This is a genomic window from Burkholderia semiarida, assembly GCF_029268935.1.
In the GTDB taxonomy this organism is placed as follows: domain Bacteria; phylum Pseudomonadota; class Gammaproteobacteria; order Burkholderiales; family Burkholderiaceae; genus Burkholderia; species Burkholderia semiarida.
Genome location: NZ_JAHLCL010000008.1, coordinates 1,988,598 through 2,005,396 on the forward strand (window position 1 = coordinate 1,988,598; position 16,799 = coordinate 2,005,396).

The following is a 16,799-nucleotide window of genomic DNA, read 5'->3' on the forward strand; positions in this document are numbered from 1 at the left end:
TGTCGCAGGGCGGGCCGGGCGACCGTCCGGCCGCCGACGATTACGCCTCCCGATTCCGCCCGAACCCTATCGACATGACGCGTCGCCCGATTCAATCCACGCCGCCGCCCGCCATGCGGGTCTTGCCCGACACGCCGGCGCCGCCGCCCACGCCCGTTCGCCGACGCCTGCGCCGCGATGCGCAATCGATCGCCTTCACCGTGGCCGGCGCCGCGCGCGGCCATCCGGTCGTCGTGCTGCACGGCGGCCCCGGCAGCGGCAGCCAGGCCGGCATCCTGCGGCTGTTCGACCTCACCCGCGTGCGCGTCGTGCTCGTCGACCAGCGCGGCGCGGGCGCGTCGACACCGCGCGGCGGCACGCGTCACAACGACACCGCGCGGCTGATCGCGGATCTCGAGGCGGTGCGCGAACAGCTCGGCGTGACACGCTGGGGCGTCGTCGGCGGATCGTGGGGCGCCGCGCTCGCACTCGCGTATGCGGGCACGCATCCGGAACGGGTGACGGGCGTCGTGCTGCGCGGCCTGTTCCTGACGTCGCGCCGCGAAGTCCGCAGGCTCTTCATGACGTCCCGCACGCGTGCCCCGCGCGAATGGCGGCGCCTCAATGCAGCGGCCGGGGGTGGCCGGCCGGATCGCCTGCTGTCGCGCTGCGCGCAGCGATTGCGCCACGGCGCGAGCGCGGCCCGGCAGCGCGCGGTGGCGCTCGCGTGGCACGCATACGAAAGCGCGATCCTCGCATCGGCACGCACGCGCCGCTCGCCCATGCGCGCGATCCGTTCGAACGAGACCGTCCGCCGGCTGATCGACAAATACCGGATCCAGGCGCACTACCTGCAACACGATTGCTGGCTCGGCGAGCGCCGCGTGCTCGCGCTCGCGCGACGGGCCGCACGGGCCCACGTGCCGCTGTTCGCCGCGCACGGGATACACGATCCCGTTTGCCCGGTCGGCAACGTCGAGCGCCTCGCGCGAGCCGTGCCCGAAGCGCGAATCGAATGCGTGAAGGCCGGGCATCTGGCAAGCGACCCGGCGCTGGCGCGCAGCATCGCACGCGCGGTGAACGCACTGTTCGCGACAGCGCCGTTCACGTGACGGCCCGCGCGCGTTGGTGCCATGACGCGGGGACACGCTCAATCCCACGCATAACGCGCGCCGACCCACGCGCCGCGCGGTGCGCCCGGCCCGACGAACGGTTCGTTCACCGGGTTGGCGCCGTCAAACGTGTGGTTCGGTCCGTTGAAGAAATTCTGGCCGAGTACGCCGAAGCTCGCGTAGCGCTTGTCGAGCAGGTTCGTCACGCTCGCGAACACCTCGAACCGCTTCGTGACCCGGTAACGCATGTCGAGATCGACGAGCACGTAGCCCGCGATCCTGCCGTTCACGTCGCCGTTGTTCTCGTCGCCGCGCGCGTACACGCCGCTGCGCCACGTGACGTTCGTGCCGATGTCCCATGCAGGCGTTGCCGCATAGTCGAGCCGCAACTTCACCGTATGCGCGGGAATGCCGGGGATGCGGTCGCCCGGCTTGACCGTCACGTTGCCGTTCGCGTCGGCCGCCGAATTCGCCGGGCTGTGTTCCGTCCACGACGAACGGTAGGTCGCATCGACATGGCTGTACGACAGCCCGACACCGAGCGAGCCGAGCCGCGTGCGGCCGGCGAGCTCGATACCCTGCCGCCGCGTATCACCGACGTTGCGGAAATAGCCCTGCGCGCTGGCCGGGCTGCTGATGAACTGGATGTCATCGGTCAATGTCGTGCGATAGGCCGCGGCGCTCCAGGTCGTCGCGGCGCCGATGCGCCCGCGCACGCCGGCCTCGAACGTCCTCGAGATCACGGGTTTGAGCGCCGGGTCGGCGATGAAGTCGTTCGGCAGCGAACACGGCGCCGCCGGGTCCGCGCACGCGAGCTCGATGGCGGTCGGCGAACGCATGCCTTCGTTGTACGTCGCATACGCGGTAAAACCCGGAACCGGGTTCCAGTTGAGCCCGACCGCCGGGTTGAAGCGCGAGAACACATGGTTGCCGTCGAGCAGCGGCTGCACGCCGCTCTCGTCGCCGATCTGCGCTTTCGACCAGTCGTAGCGGCCCGACAGCGTGAGCGTCCAGTGCGGCGTCAGCGACAGCGCGTCGCTCAGGTACACGCCGAAATTCGTGTTGCGCGTCTTGGCGCGGGTCTGCTGCACGAAATCGCCGATGCCGAGCGCCGCGCGCGCATCGGTGAAAGACGCGTCCTGCGACGACGCGACGTAGCTCGAGTTCGCGATATCGGCCGAGACGCCCGCGACCAGCCGGTTCGCCATCCCGCCGAGCTTGCCGAGCAGCGTGAGCTGCACGCTGCCGCCGTAGCTGTCGGTGACGATCGTCGATTGCGCGTTGCTGCCCTGCACCGTGTCGACCGTACCGTCCTCGTCCACCGATCCGTAATCCGTATTGTTGTTGCTGCTCGTGTTCGTGTTGCGCAGGTGCCGGTAGTACGCGTTGCCGCTCAATTCGACGTTTTCCCCGAAGAAGCGGTCGCCCGACAGCGTCAGGTAGCCGGCGCTGTTGCGGTTCCGGTCCGGATACGTATACGCCTGCTTGCGGTTGTCGAGGAACGAGCGCGGGATCGTCTGGGAGCCGGACAGCGTGTTGTCCGCGCCGCCCGCCGCGATCGACAGCGTCGTGTCCGCATCGGTGTAGCGCAGCTTGCCGAACGCCTGCCGCACGCGGCTCGCGTTATGGTCGGCCCAGCCGCCGTCGTTCGCGACGTTCGCGGTCGCGTAGTAGTCGAGGTTCGGGCCGATCGTGCCGCCCTGCTCGACGCTGGCGCTCTTGCGGCCCCACGCACCGCCCGACACCTCCGCTTCGCCGCCCGGATTCGACCTGCCGTCCTTCGTCGTGATCGCGAGCGCACCGCCGAGCGTGTTGAGCCCGTACACCGGATTGGAGCCCGGAATCAATTGCACGCGGTCGATCGCCTGCATGGGCAGGATGTCCCAGTTCACGACGTCGCCGAACGGCTCGTTCACGCGCACGCCGTCGACGAACACCGACAGCCCCTGCGGCGTGCCGAGCAGCGGCGACGCGGTGAAGCCGCGATAGTTGACGTCCATCTGATACGGGTTGCCCTGCGCATCCGAGATCGTTACGCTCGGCAGGTTCGCCGCGAAGAAATCGGCGAGCGTCGCGCGGTGCTGCGCGTCGAGTTCCGCCGCACGCACCGTCTGCACGTTCGCCGGCACCTTCGACAGCGGCGTGCCGATCCCGAGCAGCGGCGTGGTGCCGACGACGACCACCGCGGGCAGCACGACGTCCGGCTCGAGCGCGGCCCCGTCCGCCTGCGGCTGCGCGCACACGCTGCCGGCCGGCAAGCCGACCAGCGCGAGCGCGCCGAGGGCCGTGCCGACGCATCGCGCACGCCGGCCGCGCCGCATCGCGGCGTCGCGCGCGGCGGCCTTTGGTCTCCTGATCATCTACGTTGTCTCCGCATTCATGTTCCGACGGCGCGTGCGAGGCATCGCGCGGCGACGGGTTGTCGCGAAGCCGGCGTGCGAGAACCGTGCCAGCGCCGCGAGCACGCGTGGCGCGCGCTGCGCCGCACATCGCGTCGGTACCCAATGTGGGCGACCGACTCGCCGCTGTTGCGCGGGCTGCGCCACCTGTCATGTTTGGCAACACTTCGCGCGCGACGGTGTACCTGAATGCAACACCTGCGTCGACGCGATGGCGCGAACCGCCCGTGCGTGCTTCCCCTGCGATACGCCGGTATGCCGCGTCATACCGGCATGCGACACCGATGGCATGCGACTTGCGTAACGGACAGTGCACTCGGCCCGGAAACCCCAACCGTGCCGGCGCGACGAATCGTTCGCGGCGGTGCGACCACAATGACTCAGGAGACAACCATGAAGAAACTCTCGGCTTCAGCGAGCCGGCTGGCGACGATCGGCATCGCGGCGGCGGCGGCCGTCGCGCTGAACCCCGGCCTCGTCGAAGCGGCCGCGGACTACCCGGCCGTGACCTACCAGCGCCTGACCGATGCGCACGGCGATCCGGGCTGGCTGACCTACTACCGCACCTACGACGGCCGCTCGCACTCGCCGCTCAAGCAGATCGACACGTCGAATGCGAAGGATCTCAAGCAGGTGTGGGCATACAAGTTCCCCGCCGACCTGAAGCAGGGCTTCGAGGCCACGCCGATCGTCAACGGCAACTATCTGTTCGTGACGACGCCGAAGGACAACGTCTACGCGTTCGATGCGAAAACCGGCAAGCAGCTGTGGAAATACGAGCCGAAGCTCGGCGCGGCGTCGTTCAAGACCGCGTGCTGCGACGTAGTGAACCGCGGCGTCGCGCTGTACGGCAAGAACGTCTATATCGCGATGCTGAACGGCGAAGTCGCGGCGCTCGACGCGCAGACCGGCAATCTCGTGTGGAAGAAGCAGATGTTCGAGCCGGGCCTCGGCTACGCGTTCTCGCTCGCGCCGCTCGCGATCGACGGCGCGATCGTCGTCGGCACGTCCGGCGGCGAATACGGCATTCGCGGCTACATCGCCGCGCTGAATCCGGAGGACGGCTCGCAGGTCTGGAAACGCTACACGATCCCCGCCGCCGGCGAAAAGGGCGCGGAAACCTGGCCCGACGGCATGCAAAGCCATGGCGGCGGCGCCGCGTGGCTCACCGGCACGTACGACGCCGCGTCCCGCACGCTGTACTGGGGCGTCGGCAACCCCGGCCCGTGGCTCGCCGCGCTGCGCCCCGGCGACAACCTGTATTCCGACTCGCTGCTCGCGCTCGATGCGAAGAGCGGCAACCTGAAGTGGCACTACCAGTACACGAACAACGACACGTGGGACTACGACGGCGTGAACGCGGCCGTCCTCGCGGACATCAAGTACAAGGGCAAGGACTACGACGCGATCATCCACGCGGACCGCAACGGCTTCTTCCATGCGATCGACCGCACGACCGGCAAGCTGATCTACGCGACGCCGTTCGTGAAGGCGCTGTCGGTCACCGGCTACACGGCCGACGGCAAGCCGATCCAGGACGCATCGAAGTTCCCGAAGGCCGGCACGACGATCGAGACGTGCCCGAGCTTCCTCGGCGGCAAGAACTGGTGGTCGATCTCGTACGACCAGGAACGCAACATCGCGGTCGTGCCCGCGCTGCATGCGTGCATGAGCCTGACCGGCAAGTCGGTCAGCTACATGGAAGGCCTGCCGTATCTCGGCGAAGGCTTCGAGATCAAGCCCGAACCGGGCAGCGAAGGCTACGGCGAACTGACGGCCATCGACGTGAACACCGGCAAGAAGCTGTGGAGCCACTGGTCGAAGAAGCCGTGGAACGGCGGCGTCGCGACCACGGCGAGCGGCCTCGCGTTCAGCGGCTCGCTCGACGGCCACCTGTACGCGTTCGATACGGCGACCGGCAAGGTGCTGTGGGAAAGCCCGCAACTGGCGAGCGGCATCATTTCCCAACCGTCGGTGTACGAAGTCGACGGCAAGGAATATGTCGCCGTGCTCGCCGGCTATGGCGGCGCGAACCCGATCTGGGGCGGCCCGATGGCCGACATCGCGAAGGACGTTCCGCGCGGCGGCACGCTGTACGTGTTCGCGCTGAACTGAACACGCGCCACGCCCGAGTCGCGCCCGCATGCGCCCGATGCGGGCGCGACGTCCCACCTGCTTCAACCGGACATACGATCATGAATACTCGCCTCACTTCCGTTACCGTCGCCAGTCTGCTCGCCGTGGGCGTGGCGCTGACACCGGCAGCCGCGTCGGCCGGCGTGCGCGTCTGCACGCTGCCCGGCAGCCCGACCACCGCGCTCGACCGCTCCGTTGCGCGCGAAGTGTTCCGCGCCGCGGGCATCGCCGCGACCTTCAACAAACACGGCGTGGACGACAACGGCGACGACGACGGCATCTCCGCCAGCGAGCTGACGAAATCGCTCGAACGCGACTGCGACGTGATCGCCGGCTTCCCGCGTTCGGCGATCGCCGATGCGTCGGGATCCAGGATGACGTTCTCGCAGGGCTATCTGCGCTCCGGCTACGTCAGCGTGTCGCTGCGCGACGCGCCAGCGCCGACCGGCGCCAAGGAAACGATCGCGGCCACGTACGGCAGCCCGTCGCAACTGATCGCCGCGCAGCAGACCAACGCCCGCTTCGACCTCGAGAACACCAGCGAGAAAACGATCGGCGCGCTCGCCGCGGGCCGTGCACAGCGCGCGATCGTCTGGTATCCGAGCGTCGTCGCGTACGAGCGAGCCCATCCGAAACAACGGTTCCAGGTCGCGGCGACGTCGTCGCCGTACTCCGACTGGCAACTGTCGTTCGCGTTCGGGCCGGGCAAGGACGCACTGCAAAAGCGCATCGACGCCACGCTGTCGCAGATGAGCGGCAACGGTCGTCTCGCGTCGCTCACGCGCGGCTGGACGCTGCCCGACGACATCGCGCAAGCCGCCACGCGCGTGCCCGGCCGGTTTCTCGACGGCGCGATCGCGTCCGCACAGCGGCCGGCAAGGAGCGGCTTCATCAAGGTGTCGACGAGCGAAGGCGGCGGCGTCCCGTCGTTCGATCAGGTGCAGGTGCAGCACGGCAAGAAGCTCTACGGCGATGCGTGCGCGAAATGCCACGGCGATCAGCTCGAGGGCAATACCGCGCCCGCGCTGAGCGGAGAATCGTTCGCGCCCGAGGGCAAGTCGCATATCACGGTCGGCGGCATCTTCCTGTACATGTCGAGCAACATGCCGGCCGATCGCCCCGGCAAGATGACCGCACAGGAGTACGAGGACCTGATGGCGTTCCTGCTTTACTCGAACGGCTACGACGCGTCGAAGAGCAAGCTGACCGCCGAGATCGCCAACGCATCGAAGGCGCCGCTCATCGCCGGGCCGCGCAAGTAATCCGCCTGCCCACCTTCGTTTCGATCGACCGCCGCGCCGGGCAGTTTGCCCGGCGCGCGAACCGGACTTTTTCTTTTCATTTCATTCAGGATCCCATCATGATCTCCCGTCATCGCAGAACCTTCTTCGTTCAGGCCGCCGGCCTGTGCGCCGCGCTCGCGGCCGGCCCCCGTGCATTCGCGGCCGCCCCGCCCGTCGACGAAAACGATGCGACGGCGAAGACGCTCGGCTACCGCGCCAAGGCGGCCGCCGTCGACGCAGGCAAGTTCCCGAAGTATCAGGCTGGCCAGACGTGTTCGAACTGCCGCTTCTACAAGGCTGCCGCGGGCGAATCCTTCGGTACGTGCCCGATGTTCGCGGGCAAGACGGTTGCCGCCGAAGGCTGGTGCAACGTCTATGCAAAGCTCGCCTGACGCCGGGCCCGCTCGCGAGCGCGACGGCGTGTCGCGTCGCGGCGCGGCCCCCGATCGCGCCGCGCATCTGCATGCGCTGATCGCGCTGGGCTTCGATCGCGGCTACGTGACGCACGGTGAAATCGCCGACGCGCTGCCCGACGATGCGGCCGACGGCGCGGATTTCGACGCGGCGGCGTCGATGCTGCGCGAGTTCGGCATCGACGTACGCGAGCATGCCGGCGCGCGCACCGCGTGGACGCTCGACGGGCATTTTGCGCAGGTGACGGAAGTCGCGTCGACGCTGGCCGACGCGTCGACGCCGCTCGCGGCCGACGACCTGCTCGCGGGCCGGACCAACGACCCGGTCCGGCTCTATCTGCGGGAAATGAGCGCGACGCCGTTGCTCGAACGCGACGAGGAAATCGCGCTCGCGCTTCGTCTGGAAAGCGGCCGCGCCGCATGCGTCGACGCATTGAGCCGCGATCCGGCGGCACTCGCCGTCGTCGCGGCGATCGCGGACGACGTCCGCGCCGGCAAGGTGGCGGCATCGGCTTACGTGACGGGGTTCGCCGGTGAAGCCGAGCCGCCCGCGAATGCGGCGACGATGTCGTCCGACGAGCCGATCATGGCACCGCCCGCGCGCGACGACGACGCCGGTCTTTCCCTCGACAGCCCGGCGTGGCGCGATACGGTCGTCGGGGCGCTCGAGCGTGCCGGTGCGTTGGCATCGGCGATGCAGCACGCATTGCGAGCGGACGGTTTCGAGTCGGCGACTTACCGCGCGCTGCTGCGCGACGCTGCCGCGTTGACCGGCAGCATCCGCTTCACCTCGCGCGCGATCGAACGCATCGGACAGACGAACCGCGAGCGCGCGACGCAAGCCCGCACGTTCGAAAAACGGCTCGTCGACACGCTGGCCGCCGCGGGCATACGCGTCGAATCCGCGCGCCACGACCTATTCACGCGGTGCGACGACGTACGCGCGTGGCTACACGCATACAGCGCCGCGCACTCCGATTGCGCGACCGCCCTCGCCCGCCACGCGCCGGCGTTGATCGACGCGCGCACCGCGCTCGCTCGCCTGGCCGCCGAGTCTCCGCTGCCGCTCGACATCGCGATTGCGCTCGATGCGCGGCTCTCGCGTGTCGAGCGCGCGATGCAACCCGCGAGAACGAAGCTGTTCCAGAGCAATCTACGGCTCGTCGTGTCGGTCGCCAAGCGCTATGCCGATCGCGGCCTGCCGTTCCCCGATCTGATCCAGGAAGGCAATATCGGCCTGATGAAGGCCGTCGATCGCTACGACCACCGGCGCGGCTTCAAATTCTCGACGTATGCGACATGGTGGATCCGGCAGGCGATCACGCATGCGCTCGCCGATCTGGGGCGCACGATACGCGTACCCGCGCATACGGTCGATACGCTCAACAAGCTGTCGCGGCTCGCGCGAATCCACCGGCAACGGACCGGCGACGTCGCCGACGCGCGGGCGCTCTCCACGCAGATGCGGCTGCCGGTCGACAAGGTGCGCGAGCTGATGAGCATCGTGCGCGAGCCGATCTCCGCCGATTTGCCGGTTTCGCCCGATCACGACCTGACGCTGTGCGACGTCACGATCGACCCCGACGCGCCGACACCCGAAGAAGCGGCGAGCGCCGGTCAGTTGCGCACGGCGGTCGCCGCGCTGATCGACCGCCTCCCCGCACGCGAAGCGTGGATTCTCCGCCTGAGGTACGGCATCGATGTCGACAACGAGTATTCGCTGCGCGAGATCGGCCGGCAACTGAACCTGTCGGCCGAGCGCGTCCGCCAGCTCGAGGTAGCGGCGCTCGAACGCATCCGGCAATTCCGGCACGCGCCGGCGCTGCGTTCACTGCTCGCCTGACACGGCCATGCCGGGGCGACCGCCTGCCGGCTCGCCCATCCACTGCTCAGGACTGCAACACGACTTGCTGCATTTCTGAACGCCGCGCCGCCTCGCGCCGTCATTCGCAACACCGCAGGGCCGATCGGATCGGGCGCCACCCGCCCGACTGCCGCGGTTTTCGCCGCAGTCGCGCCCCGGTCGCGCAACTGGCATGCATGTTGCGTTTTCACGAGCGCAGCAGGAATCACACGAACGCATGGAGACACGCTTGTCCAAGATCGAATCGGTTCTTCACGAAACCCGTCAGTGCGCGCCGCCCGCGGCGCTCGAGAAGACGGCGACCATTTCCGGCATGCCGGCCTATCGCGCGCTCGTCGCCGAGGCCGAGCAGGATTACGAAGGCTTCTGGGCGCGCCTCGCGCGCGAGGGCCTCACGTGGCACAAGCCGTTCACCAAGGTGCTCGACGAGCGTAACGCGCCGTTCTACACATGGTTCGACGACGGCGAGCTCAACGCGTCGTACAACTGTCTCGACCGTCACGTCGAAGCCGGCCACGGCGAGCGCGTCGCGGTGATCTTCGAGGCCGACGACGGCACCGTCACCCGCGTCACCTATGCCGATCTCCTCGCACGCGTGTCGCGCTTCGCCAATGCGCTGAAGAAACGCGGGATCGGCAAGGGCGATCGCGTCGTCATCTATATCCCGATGTCGATCGAAGGCATCGTCGCGATGCAGGCGTGTGCGCGTATCGGCGCGACGCACTCGGTCGTGTTCGGCGGCTTCTCCGCGAAATCGCTCAATGAGCGGCTCGTCGACGTCGGCGCGGTCGCGCTGATCACCGCCGACGAACAGGCGCGCGGCGGCAAGACGCTGCCGCTCAAGAGCATCGCCGACGAGGCGATCGCGCTGGGCGGCTGCGAAGCGGTCAAGAGCGTGATCGTCTATCGTCGCACCGGCGGCAAGATCGACTGGCATGCGGACCGCGACCTGTGGATGCACGAGCTGACCGACGGCGAATCCGACCGCTGCGAGCCGACCTGGGTCGGCGCCGAGCATCCGCTGTTCATCCTGTATACGTCGGGCTCGACCGGCAAGCCGAAGGGCGTGCAGCACAGCACGGGCGGCTACCTGCTGTGGGCCGCGCAGACGATGAAGTGGACCTTCGACTGGAAACCCGACGACGTGTTCTGGTGCACGGCCGACATCGGCTGGGTCACCGGCCATACGTACATCACGTACGGGCCGCTCGCGTGCGGCGGCACGCAGGTCGTGTTCGAGGGCGTGCCGACGTATCCGGACGCCGGGCGCTTCTGGAAGATGATCGGCGATCACAAGGTGACCGTGTTCTACACCGCGCCGACCGCGATCCGTTCGCTGATCAAGGCGGCCGAAGCCGACGACAAGGTTCATCCGAAGAGCTATGACCTGTCGAGCCTGCGCATCATCGGCACGGTTGGCGAGCCGATCAATCCGGAAGCGTGGATGTGGTACCACAAGCACGTCGGCCACGAGCGCTGCCCGATCGTCGATACGTGGTGGCAGACCGAAACCGGCGGCCACATGATCACGCCGCTGCCGGGCGCGACGCCGACCGTACCGGGTTCGTGCACGCTGCCGTTGCCGGGCATCATGGCCGCGGTGGTCGACGAGACGGGCCAGGACGTGCCGAACGGGCAAGGCGGGATTCTGGTCGTCAAGCGTCCGTGGCCCGCGATGATCCGCACGATCTGGGGCGACCCGGAGCGCTTCAAGAAGAGTTACTACCCGGAAGAACTCGGCGGCACGCTCTATCTGGCCGGCGACGGCACGGTACGCGACAAGGAGACCGGCTACTTCACGATCATGGGCCGGATCGACGACGTGCTCAACGTGTCGGGCCACCGGCTGGGCACGATGGAGATCGAATCGGCGCTGGTGTCGCATGAGCTGGTTGCGGAGGCGGCGGTGGTCGGCCGCCCGGACGACACGACGGGCGAGGCGGTCGTGGCATTCGTGGTGCTGAAGCGTTCGCGCCCGGAAGGCGACGAAGCGGCGGCGCTCGCGAAGGCGCTGCGCGACTGGGTCGGCAAGCAGATCGGGCCGATCGCGAAGCCGAAGGACATCCGCTTCGGCGACAACCTGCCGAAGACGCGCTCGGGCAAGATCATGCGGCGCCTCTTGCGCTCGCTCGCGAAGGGCGAGGCGATCACGCAGGATACGTCCACGCTCGAGAATCCGGCCATCCTCGAGCAGTTGAACCGCTCGATGTGACATCGCCCGCCACGGCGGGCGTATCGCTTCAACGCGGCGCCGCGGCACGGCCGCGATCCCGTTTCCCACGCCGGGCTCGCGGCCGCCTTCGCGCCGGCGACAGGCATCGCCGTGCGTTCCCCGACGGCACGGCATGCAGGCGGCTCGCATCGCTTTCGCCGCCTTTTCAATTAGTCGTACGTATTACAACACTCACAAAACGGAGACAGACGATGAAGAGCAGGACATGGACGATTTGCGCGGCGCTGTTCGGCGCGGCCGCCAGCACGAGCAGTTTCGCGCAGAGCAGCGTCACGCTGTACGGCGACCTCGACGCCGCGTTGCTCTATACGAGCCGATCGCTCGATTCGGCAACCGGCGGCAACGCCGGACGTCAATTCGCGCTGACCGACACGGGCATGACCCCGACCAACTTCGGCATCACGGGTACCGAGGATCTCGGCGGCGGGCTGCACGCGAGATTCAAGCTGGAGAGCGGCTTCAACATCACGGACGGCGCGTTCGGCCATTCGAACGGCAACTTCTTCGGCCGCCAGGCGTGGGTCGGGATCGACGGCGGCTTCGGCGAAACGAAGGTCGGCCTGCAGTTCTCGCCATTCGTGCTCGCGATACTCGGATCGGATCCGCGCAACGTCTCGCACTTCGGCGCCGCGCTGGTGCCGTACGTCGACAACGTACTCGTCACGGGCCTCTTCAACCCGAACGCGATTTCGTACACGAGCCCGACGATCGCCGGGCTGACGGCCAGCGCGATGTTCGGCTTCGGCGGCAAGGCCGGCGACTTCCAGGCGGGACGCCAGTATTCCGGCAGCCTTACCTATACGAACGGCGGCTTCATGCTCAACGCGGCGCTCTACGACGGCAACAGCGGCACGTCCCCGACGCCGGTGCCGAGCACGGTCGCGTTCGTCGGCCGCACGATCGGCGCCGCCTACACGTTCGGACCGGTGACCGGCAAGGCGTCGTTCACGAGCTACAAGGTCGCCGGCTCGTTCAGCAACAACGTGTACAGCGCCGGCCTCGACTATCGCGTCACGCCGGCCCTCGACCTGAACACCGGCGCGTGGTACACGACCGACCGCAACGATTCGCACAACCATTCGCTGCTTGCCGCGGTCGGCGCCGACTACAGCCTGTCGAAACGAACGGGCCTGTATGCGCAGGTCGGCGTCGTCAACAACCACGGCGCGATGAACACGGGCCTCGGCATCACGGGCGGCGCGTTGTATGGGTTGCCGGGCACGACGGTCGGCGTCAACGCCGGCATCCACCACGTGTTCTGATACAGCCCCCGAGGACGGGCGGCCACCACGCGCCGTCCGTCCGGCCACGGAAACGTCGCGCGAACGTGGCGCAAACGCGCCCCTCCCGGCGCCGGTCCCGCCATCCGGCACGCCGATCTCGATGTTTACCCGACCTCAAGTCCGCGGCCGTACGGCCGTCAAGTCAGGAACGCATACCCAACATCCGCCGGGAACCCCGCGCGCGTGTCCTCAAGGAGACCCACCAACGTGAACTTCTTCGGAATCGGCCGCGGCCGCCGTTCGTCGCGCGCGCTCGTCGGCGACATCGCCGAGCAGGCAGGCCGGCTCGGCATCGAGATCTGCGACGTATCGGGCCACGTCGAGGAAGTCGCGGCCCGCGTCGCCCGGCAGGCGGAGGTCTGCCACACGCTGCGCGAATCGGCCGCCCTCACGCTGCGCGGCAACCACCGGATCGCCGAGGCCGCGCAGCAGGTGCGCGACGTCAGCGCCAACGCATCGAACGCGGTCCGGCAGTCGCAGCAGACGATCGAGGCGTCGCTCGCCGACATTCACGGCCTCGTCGAGGGCGTCACCACGATCAGCGACCAGATGGGCGCGCTGCGCGACGCGCTCGATCACGTGCGGGCCGTCTCCGAGGAGATCTCGGTGATCGCCCGACAGACTCACCTGCTCGCGCTGAACGCCGCGATCGAGGCCGCGCGCGCCGGCGAATCCGGCCGCAGCTTCGCGGTCGTCGCGGCCGAGGTCAAGAACCTGTCCGCGAAGACCGGGCAGGCCACGGCCCAGATCGAGACGACGCTCGCGCGGCTCGCCGAGCAGACCGAGCACCTGCTCGCGGAAGGCACCGACAACGCCGCCCGCGCGCACCGCGTGCGCGAGGGCACCCGCACGATCGGCGAGGTCGTGCACGCAACCGGGCACGCGATCACCGAGCTCGCGGGCGAGGCCGAACAGATCGCATCGCTGACGGACGAGATCGAGGCACAGTGCCACCGTCTCGACGAGCAGGTGGGCGAGATGGCGTCCGGCGTCGAGAACTCGGCCGACAATTTCTCGCAGGCCAAGGACCGGCTCGGCAACCTGCTCTCCGTTTCCGAAACGCTGATCGAGCTCACGGCCGCGACCGGCATCGAATCGCCCGACACGCGCCTGATCGACACCGCGCGGAGCACGGCCGCCGCGATCAGCAAGCTATTCGAGGACGCGGTCGGCCGCGGCGATATCGCGCTCGACGCGCTCTTCGACACGCACTACGAACCGATTCCGGGCACCGACCCGCAGCAGTTCATGACGCGCTTCACGGCGTTCACCGATCGCGTGCTGCCGGCCATCCAGGAACCGGTGCTCGATCTCGACGAACGGATCGTCTACTGCGCGAGTTTCGACCGGCAGTGCTACCTGCCGACCCACAACCGGAAGTTTTCGCTGCCGCAGCGCGCGGACGCCGCCTGGAACGCGGCGAACTCACGGAACCGCCGGATCTACACGGACCGGACGGCGCGCATGTCCGTGGCGCATGACAAGCCGTTCCTGCTGCAGACCTATCGCCGCGACATGGGCAACGGCCAGTTCGTGCTGGTGAAGGACGTGTCCGCGCCGATCGTCGTCGGCGGACGGCCATGGGGCGTCCTGCGGATCGGCTACAGCGTCTGAACCGGCGCAAGCGGGCCGCGCCTACTGCTCCAGCCCCACGCCCAACGGCCGCTGGTCGCTGCGTCCGTGATCGTCGACCACCCGCACCGTATAGCTGCCGGCCGTGCGCGGCTGCCAGAACAGCGCATCGCCGGGCACACTGCGGCCGACGTACGCGTCGTTGACGAACCAGTACAGCGCATGCGCGCTCGCATCGGCGGTCGCGTTGAACGCGATGCGCGTGTCGTCGGCGGTCTTCACGCGCATCGCATACGTACTGCCGCGCAGCGGCGACGTGATGCGCGGCGGATCGCCTTCGACCTGCCCGGCATCGCGACAATCCGCATTCTGCGGCGGCCGCCGGCGCGGAATGCCGGCTTGCGCGAACACCTGCTGCAAATCCGACGGCCAGAACTCGAAGATCTCCGTATGCGTGCGCTTGCCGTCGTACGGCGGGCACGCAGCCTTCCCCGTCGCGTCGTCGATCACGACGGGCCGGTGCACGGTGCTCACCCGAATCGGCGACGTGCCCGGAATGAACCACGTCCAGCCCTGCTGCGGACACCACTCGTTCGGCAGATCGCCGCTCGCGAGGCAAACGCGCACGCGCTTCAGCCGCGGCGGCACCGAGCGCGGCGGCTCGACGAGCGTGCGTTCCGCGTTCATCGCATCGACGACCTGGAAGAACAGCGGCGCGGCCGCATCGACACCGACGAACGCGGTATTGGTCGAATTGTCGAAATTGCCGACCCACACGACCAGCACGTACGGGCCGAACACGCCGGCCGTCCACGCATCGCGAAACGACCACGACGTACCGGTCTTCCAGTACACGGGCACGCTCGACGGCTGCGCGCCGCTCGTCTCGTCGGGACGCAGGTGCTGGCGCAGCATGTCCATCGTCATGTAGCTCGCCTCGGCGCTCAGCAGGCGCCGGCCGGGCAGCGCCGGCTCGTCCGCGCGCAGCCGCAGCGGACGGAACTCGCCGCGGTTCGCGAGCATCGCATACAGCGCCGCGAGATCCTGCATCGTCACTTCGCCGCCGCCGAGCACGAGCGCGAGCCCGTAGTGCCGCGCGCTCGCGAGCCGGCGCACGCCGGCATCCTGCAGGAACCGATACAGGTCGGGCGACTTGAGCTGCGACGCGACCCACACGGCCGGCACGTTGCGGCTGCGGTTCAGCGCATCGGTCGCCGTGATCGGCCCGAGGAAATGACCGTCGAAATTCTCCGGCGCATACGGTCCGAACGCGGTCGGCACGTCGCGCAGCACGGTCTGCGGATGCAGCACGCCCTGGTCGAAGCCGAGCGCATAGATGAACGGCTTGAGCGTCGAGCCCGGCGAGCGCCGCGCAAGCGTGCCGTTCACCTGCCCGTCGATCGTCCGGTCGAAGAAGTTCGCGGAGCCGACCAGCGCCTTCACGCCCATGTCGCGCGTATCGACGAGGATGGCCGCCGCATTGCGCACGCCGCGCGTATCGTTGCGCGCGACATAACGTGAAATCTGCCGTTCGAGCGTGCGTTGCAGGTCGAGATCGACGGTCGTCGCGAGCCGCGTGCCGCCATCGCTGTCGCCATCGCGGTTGCCATCCGCCGCCGCGCCCCCCGACGTCGTGTGCCATGCGCCGCGCGCGGCGAGCGCCTGGTCGACCGCGTGCGGCGCATCGAACGGCAGCGCGGACAACGGCCGCATCGCCAGCGGCAACGCGAACAGCGGCTCGAGCGATGCATCGCCCGGATGCGTCGTCAGCCAGCGCGCATACAGCCGGTTGCGCGACGCGGCCAGCGCCCGGTTGATCGCGTCCTGCCCGCCGCGCACGCGCCGCGCCGGGTCCTGCGGAATCACCGCGAGCGCGAGCGCTTCGGGCAGCGTCAGCGCGTCCGGCATCCGGTCGAAATAGACGACGCTCGCGGTGCCCGCGCCTTCGACGTTGCGGCCGTATGGCGCGTCGTTCAGATACGCTTCGAGAATCTGCCGCTTCGAGTAGAACAGTTCGAGCTGCACCGCGCGTGCGACCTGCTCGAGCTTGCCGGCCGGCGTGCGCGTGTTCAGCTTCCACAGCGAGCGCGCGAGCTGCATCGTCAGCGTCGAGCCGCCCTGCGGATTGCCGCCGCGCACGTACGTGATCCATGCGCCGCGCGCCAGACCGTACGGGTTGAAACCCGGATGCCACCGGAACCATCGGTCCTCGTGCAGCATCACGGCTTCGACGAGCTGCGGCGACATCCGCTCGAGCGGCACCCACAGTCGGTAGCGGTCGTCCTTCGCGAGCGTCAGGCGCAGCAACCGGCCCCGCGCGTCCGTCACCGCGACCGATGACGGTTTCCAGTCGCGCAGCGGCGGATGCGGCCACAGCCGGCACGCGGCCAGCGCGCCGAACACGAGCAACGCGCCGACGAGCCAGTTCTGCCAGCGATGCAGCCAGCGGCCGGCGCCGTGCAACGCGCGCCGGAGCACGGATGCGTCAGCCACGGCCGGCCGCTCCTGGCGACCTGCGCGGCCTG

The 16,799-nt window shown here is 68.7% G+C and carries 10 protein-coding genes; 8 read left to right on the plus strand and 2 right to left on the minus strand.

Features of this window, described 5'->3' with window-relative positions; all coding sequences use genetic code 11:
- Positions 1–113 precede the first annotated feature (113 nt).
- On the plus strand, positions 114–1,091 hold the full coding sequence (locus KPB06_RS32045) for an alpha/beta fold hydrolase (protein WP_275905703.1): 978 nt from the start codon (positions 114–116) through the stop codon (positions 1,089–1,091).
- Positions 1,092–1,129: 38 nt separating this feature from the next.
- On the opposite strand, the gene KPB06_RS32050 is transcribed toward KPB06_RS32045, so the two are convergent.
- Complete coding sequence (locus KPB06_RS32050; protein ID WP_275905702.1) at positions 1,130–3,451, minus strand: TonB-dependent receptor; 2,322 nt, start codon at positions 3,449–3,451, stop codon at positions 1,130–1,132.
- A gap of 432 nt (positions 3,452–3,883) precedes the next feature.
- On the opposite strand from KPB06_RS32050, the gene KPB06_RS32055 reads away from it, so the two are divergent.
- The 7 genes from KPB06_RS32055 to KPB06_RS32085 all read left to right on the plus strand — a co-directional run bounded on the left by KPB06_RS32055 (position 3,884) and on the right by KPB06_RS32085 (position 14,316).
- Complete coding sequence (locus tag KPB06_RS32055; protein ID WP_059583265.1) at positions 3,884–5,605, plus strand: methanol/ethanol family PQQ-dependent dehydrogenase; 1,722 nt, start codon at positions 3,884–3,886, stop codon at positions 5,603–5,605.
- An 80-nt stretch (positions 5,606–5,685) separates the two neighbouring features.
- Positions 5,686–6,888: a c-type cytochrome gene (locus KPB06_RS32060; RefSeq protein ID WP_104013183.1), complete on the plus strand. Its 1,203-nt coding sequence runs from the start codon at positions 5,686–5,688 to the stop codon at positions 6,886–6,888.
- A 98-nt stretch (positions 6,889–6,986) separates the two neighbouring features.
- Positions 6,987–7,301 (plus strand): high-potential iron-sulfur protein, encoded by a 315-nt coding sequence (locus KPB06_RS32065; RefSeq protein ID WP_059583268.1) that lies wholly within the window; start codon positions 6,987–6,989, stop codon positions 7,299–7,301.
- On the plus strand, positions 7,285–9,165 hold the full coding sequence (locus KPB06_RS32070) for a sigma-70 family RNA polymerase sigma factor (protein ID WP_275906022.1): 1,881 nt from the start codon (positions 7,285–7,287) through the stop codon (positions 9,163–9,165). The genes KPB06_RS32065 and KPB06_RS32070 overlap by 17 nt, the downstream gene beginning before the upstream one ends.
- 250 nt (positions 9,166–9,415) lie before the next feature.
- Positions 9,416–11,398, plus strand: coding sequence for an acetate--CoA ligase (acs, locus tag KPB06_RS32075; RefSeq protein WP_275905701.1), 1,983 nt, complete (start codon positions 9,416–9,418; stop codon positions 11,396–11,398).
- A 212-nt stretch (positions 11,399–11,610) separates the two neighbouring features.
- Positions 11,611–12,681: a porin gene (locus KPB06_RS32080; RefSeq protein ID WP_104012540.1), complete on the plus strand. Its 1,071-nt coding sequence runs from the start codon at positions 11,611–11,613 to the stop codon at positions 12,679–12,681.
- A 228-nt stretch (positions 12,682–12,909) separates the two neighbouring features.
- Positions 12,910–14,316 (plus strand): methyl-accepting chemotaxis protein, encoded by a 1,407-nt coding sequence (locus KPB06_RS32085; RefSeq protein ID WP_275905700.1) that lies wholly within the window; start codon positions 12,910–12,912, stop codon positions 14,314–14,316.
- A gap of 21 nt (positions 14,317–14,337) precedes the next feature.
- Here the strand turns inward: KPB06_RS32085 and pbpC are convergent, their stop codons facing one another.
- Positions 14,338–16,767, minus strand: a complete 2,430-nt coding sequence (pbpC, locus tag KPB06_RS32090; protein ID WP_275905699.1) for a penicillin-binding protein 1C — start codon at positions 16,765–16,767, stop codon at positions 14,338–14,340.
- Positions 16,768–16,799: the final 32 nt, after the last annotated feature.

Bases quoted from the DNA above. Each gene is read 5' to 3' on its own strand.
- KPB06_RS32080 (WP_104012540.1), top strand. From the start codon at position 11,611: ATGAAGAGCAGGACATGGACGATTTGCGCGGCGCTGTTCGGCGCGGCC.
- KPB06_RS32045 (WP_275905703.1), top strand. From the start codon at position 114: ATGCGGGTCTTGCCCGACACGCCGGCGCCGCCGCCCACGCCCGTTCGC.
- KPB06_RS32050 (WP_275905702.1), bottom strand. From the start codon at position 3,451: ATGATCAGGAGACCAAAGGCCGCCGCGCGCGACGCCGCGATGCGGCGC.
- KPB06_RS32055 (WP_059583265.1), top strand. From the start codon at position 3,884: ATGAAGAAACTCTCGGCTTCAGCGAGCCGGCTGGCGACGATCGGCATC.
- KPB06_RS32065 (WP_059583268.1), top strand. From the start codon at position 6,987: ATGATCTCCCGTCATCGCAGAACCTTCTTCGTTCAGGCCGCCGGCCTG.
- KPB06_RS32070 (WP_275906022.1), top strand. From the start codon at position 7,285: ATGCAAAGCTCGCCTGACGCCGGGCCCGCTCGCGAGCGCGACGGCGTG.
- KPB06_RS32060 (WP_104013183.1), top strand. From the start codon at position 5,686: ATGAATACTCGCCTCACTTCCGTTACCGTCGCCAGTCTGCTCGCCGTG.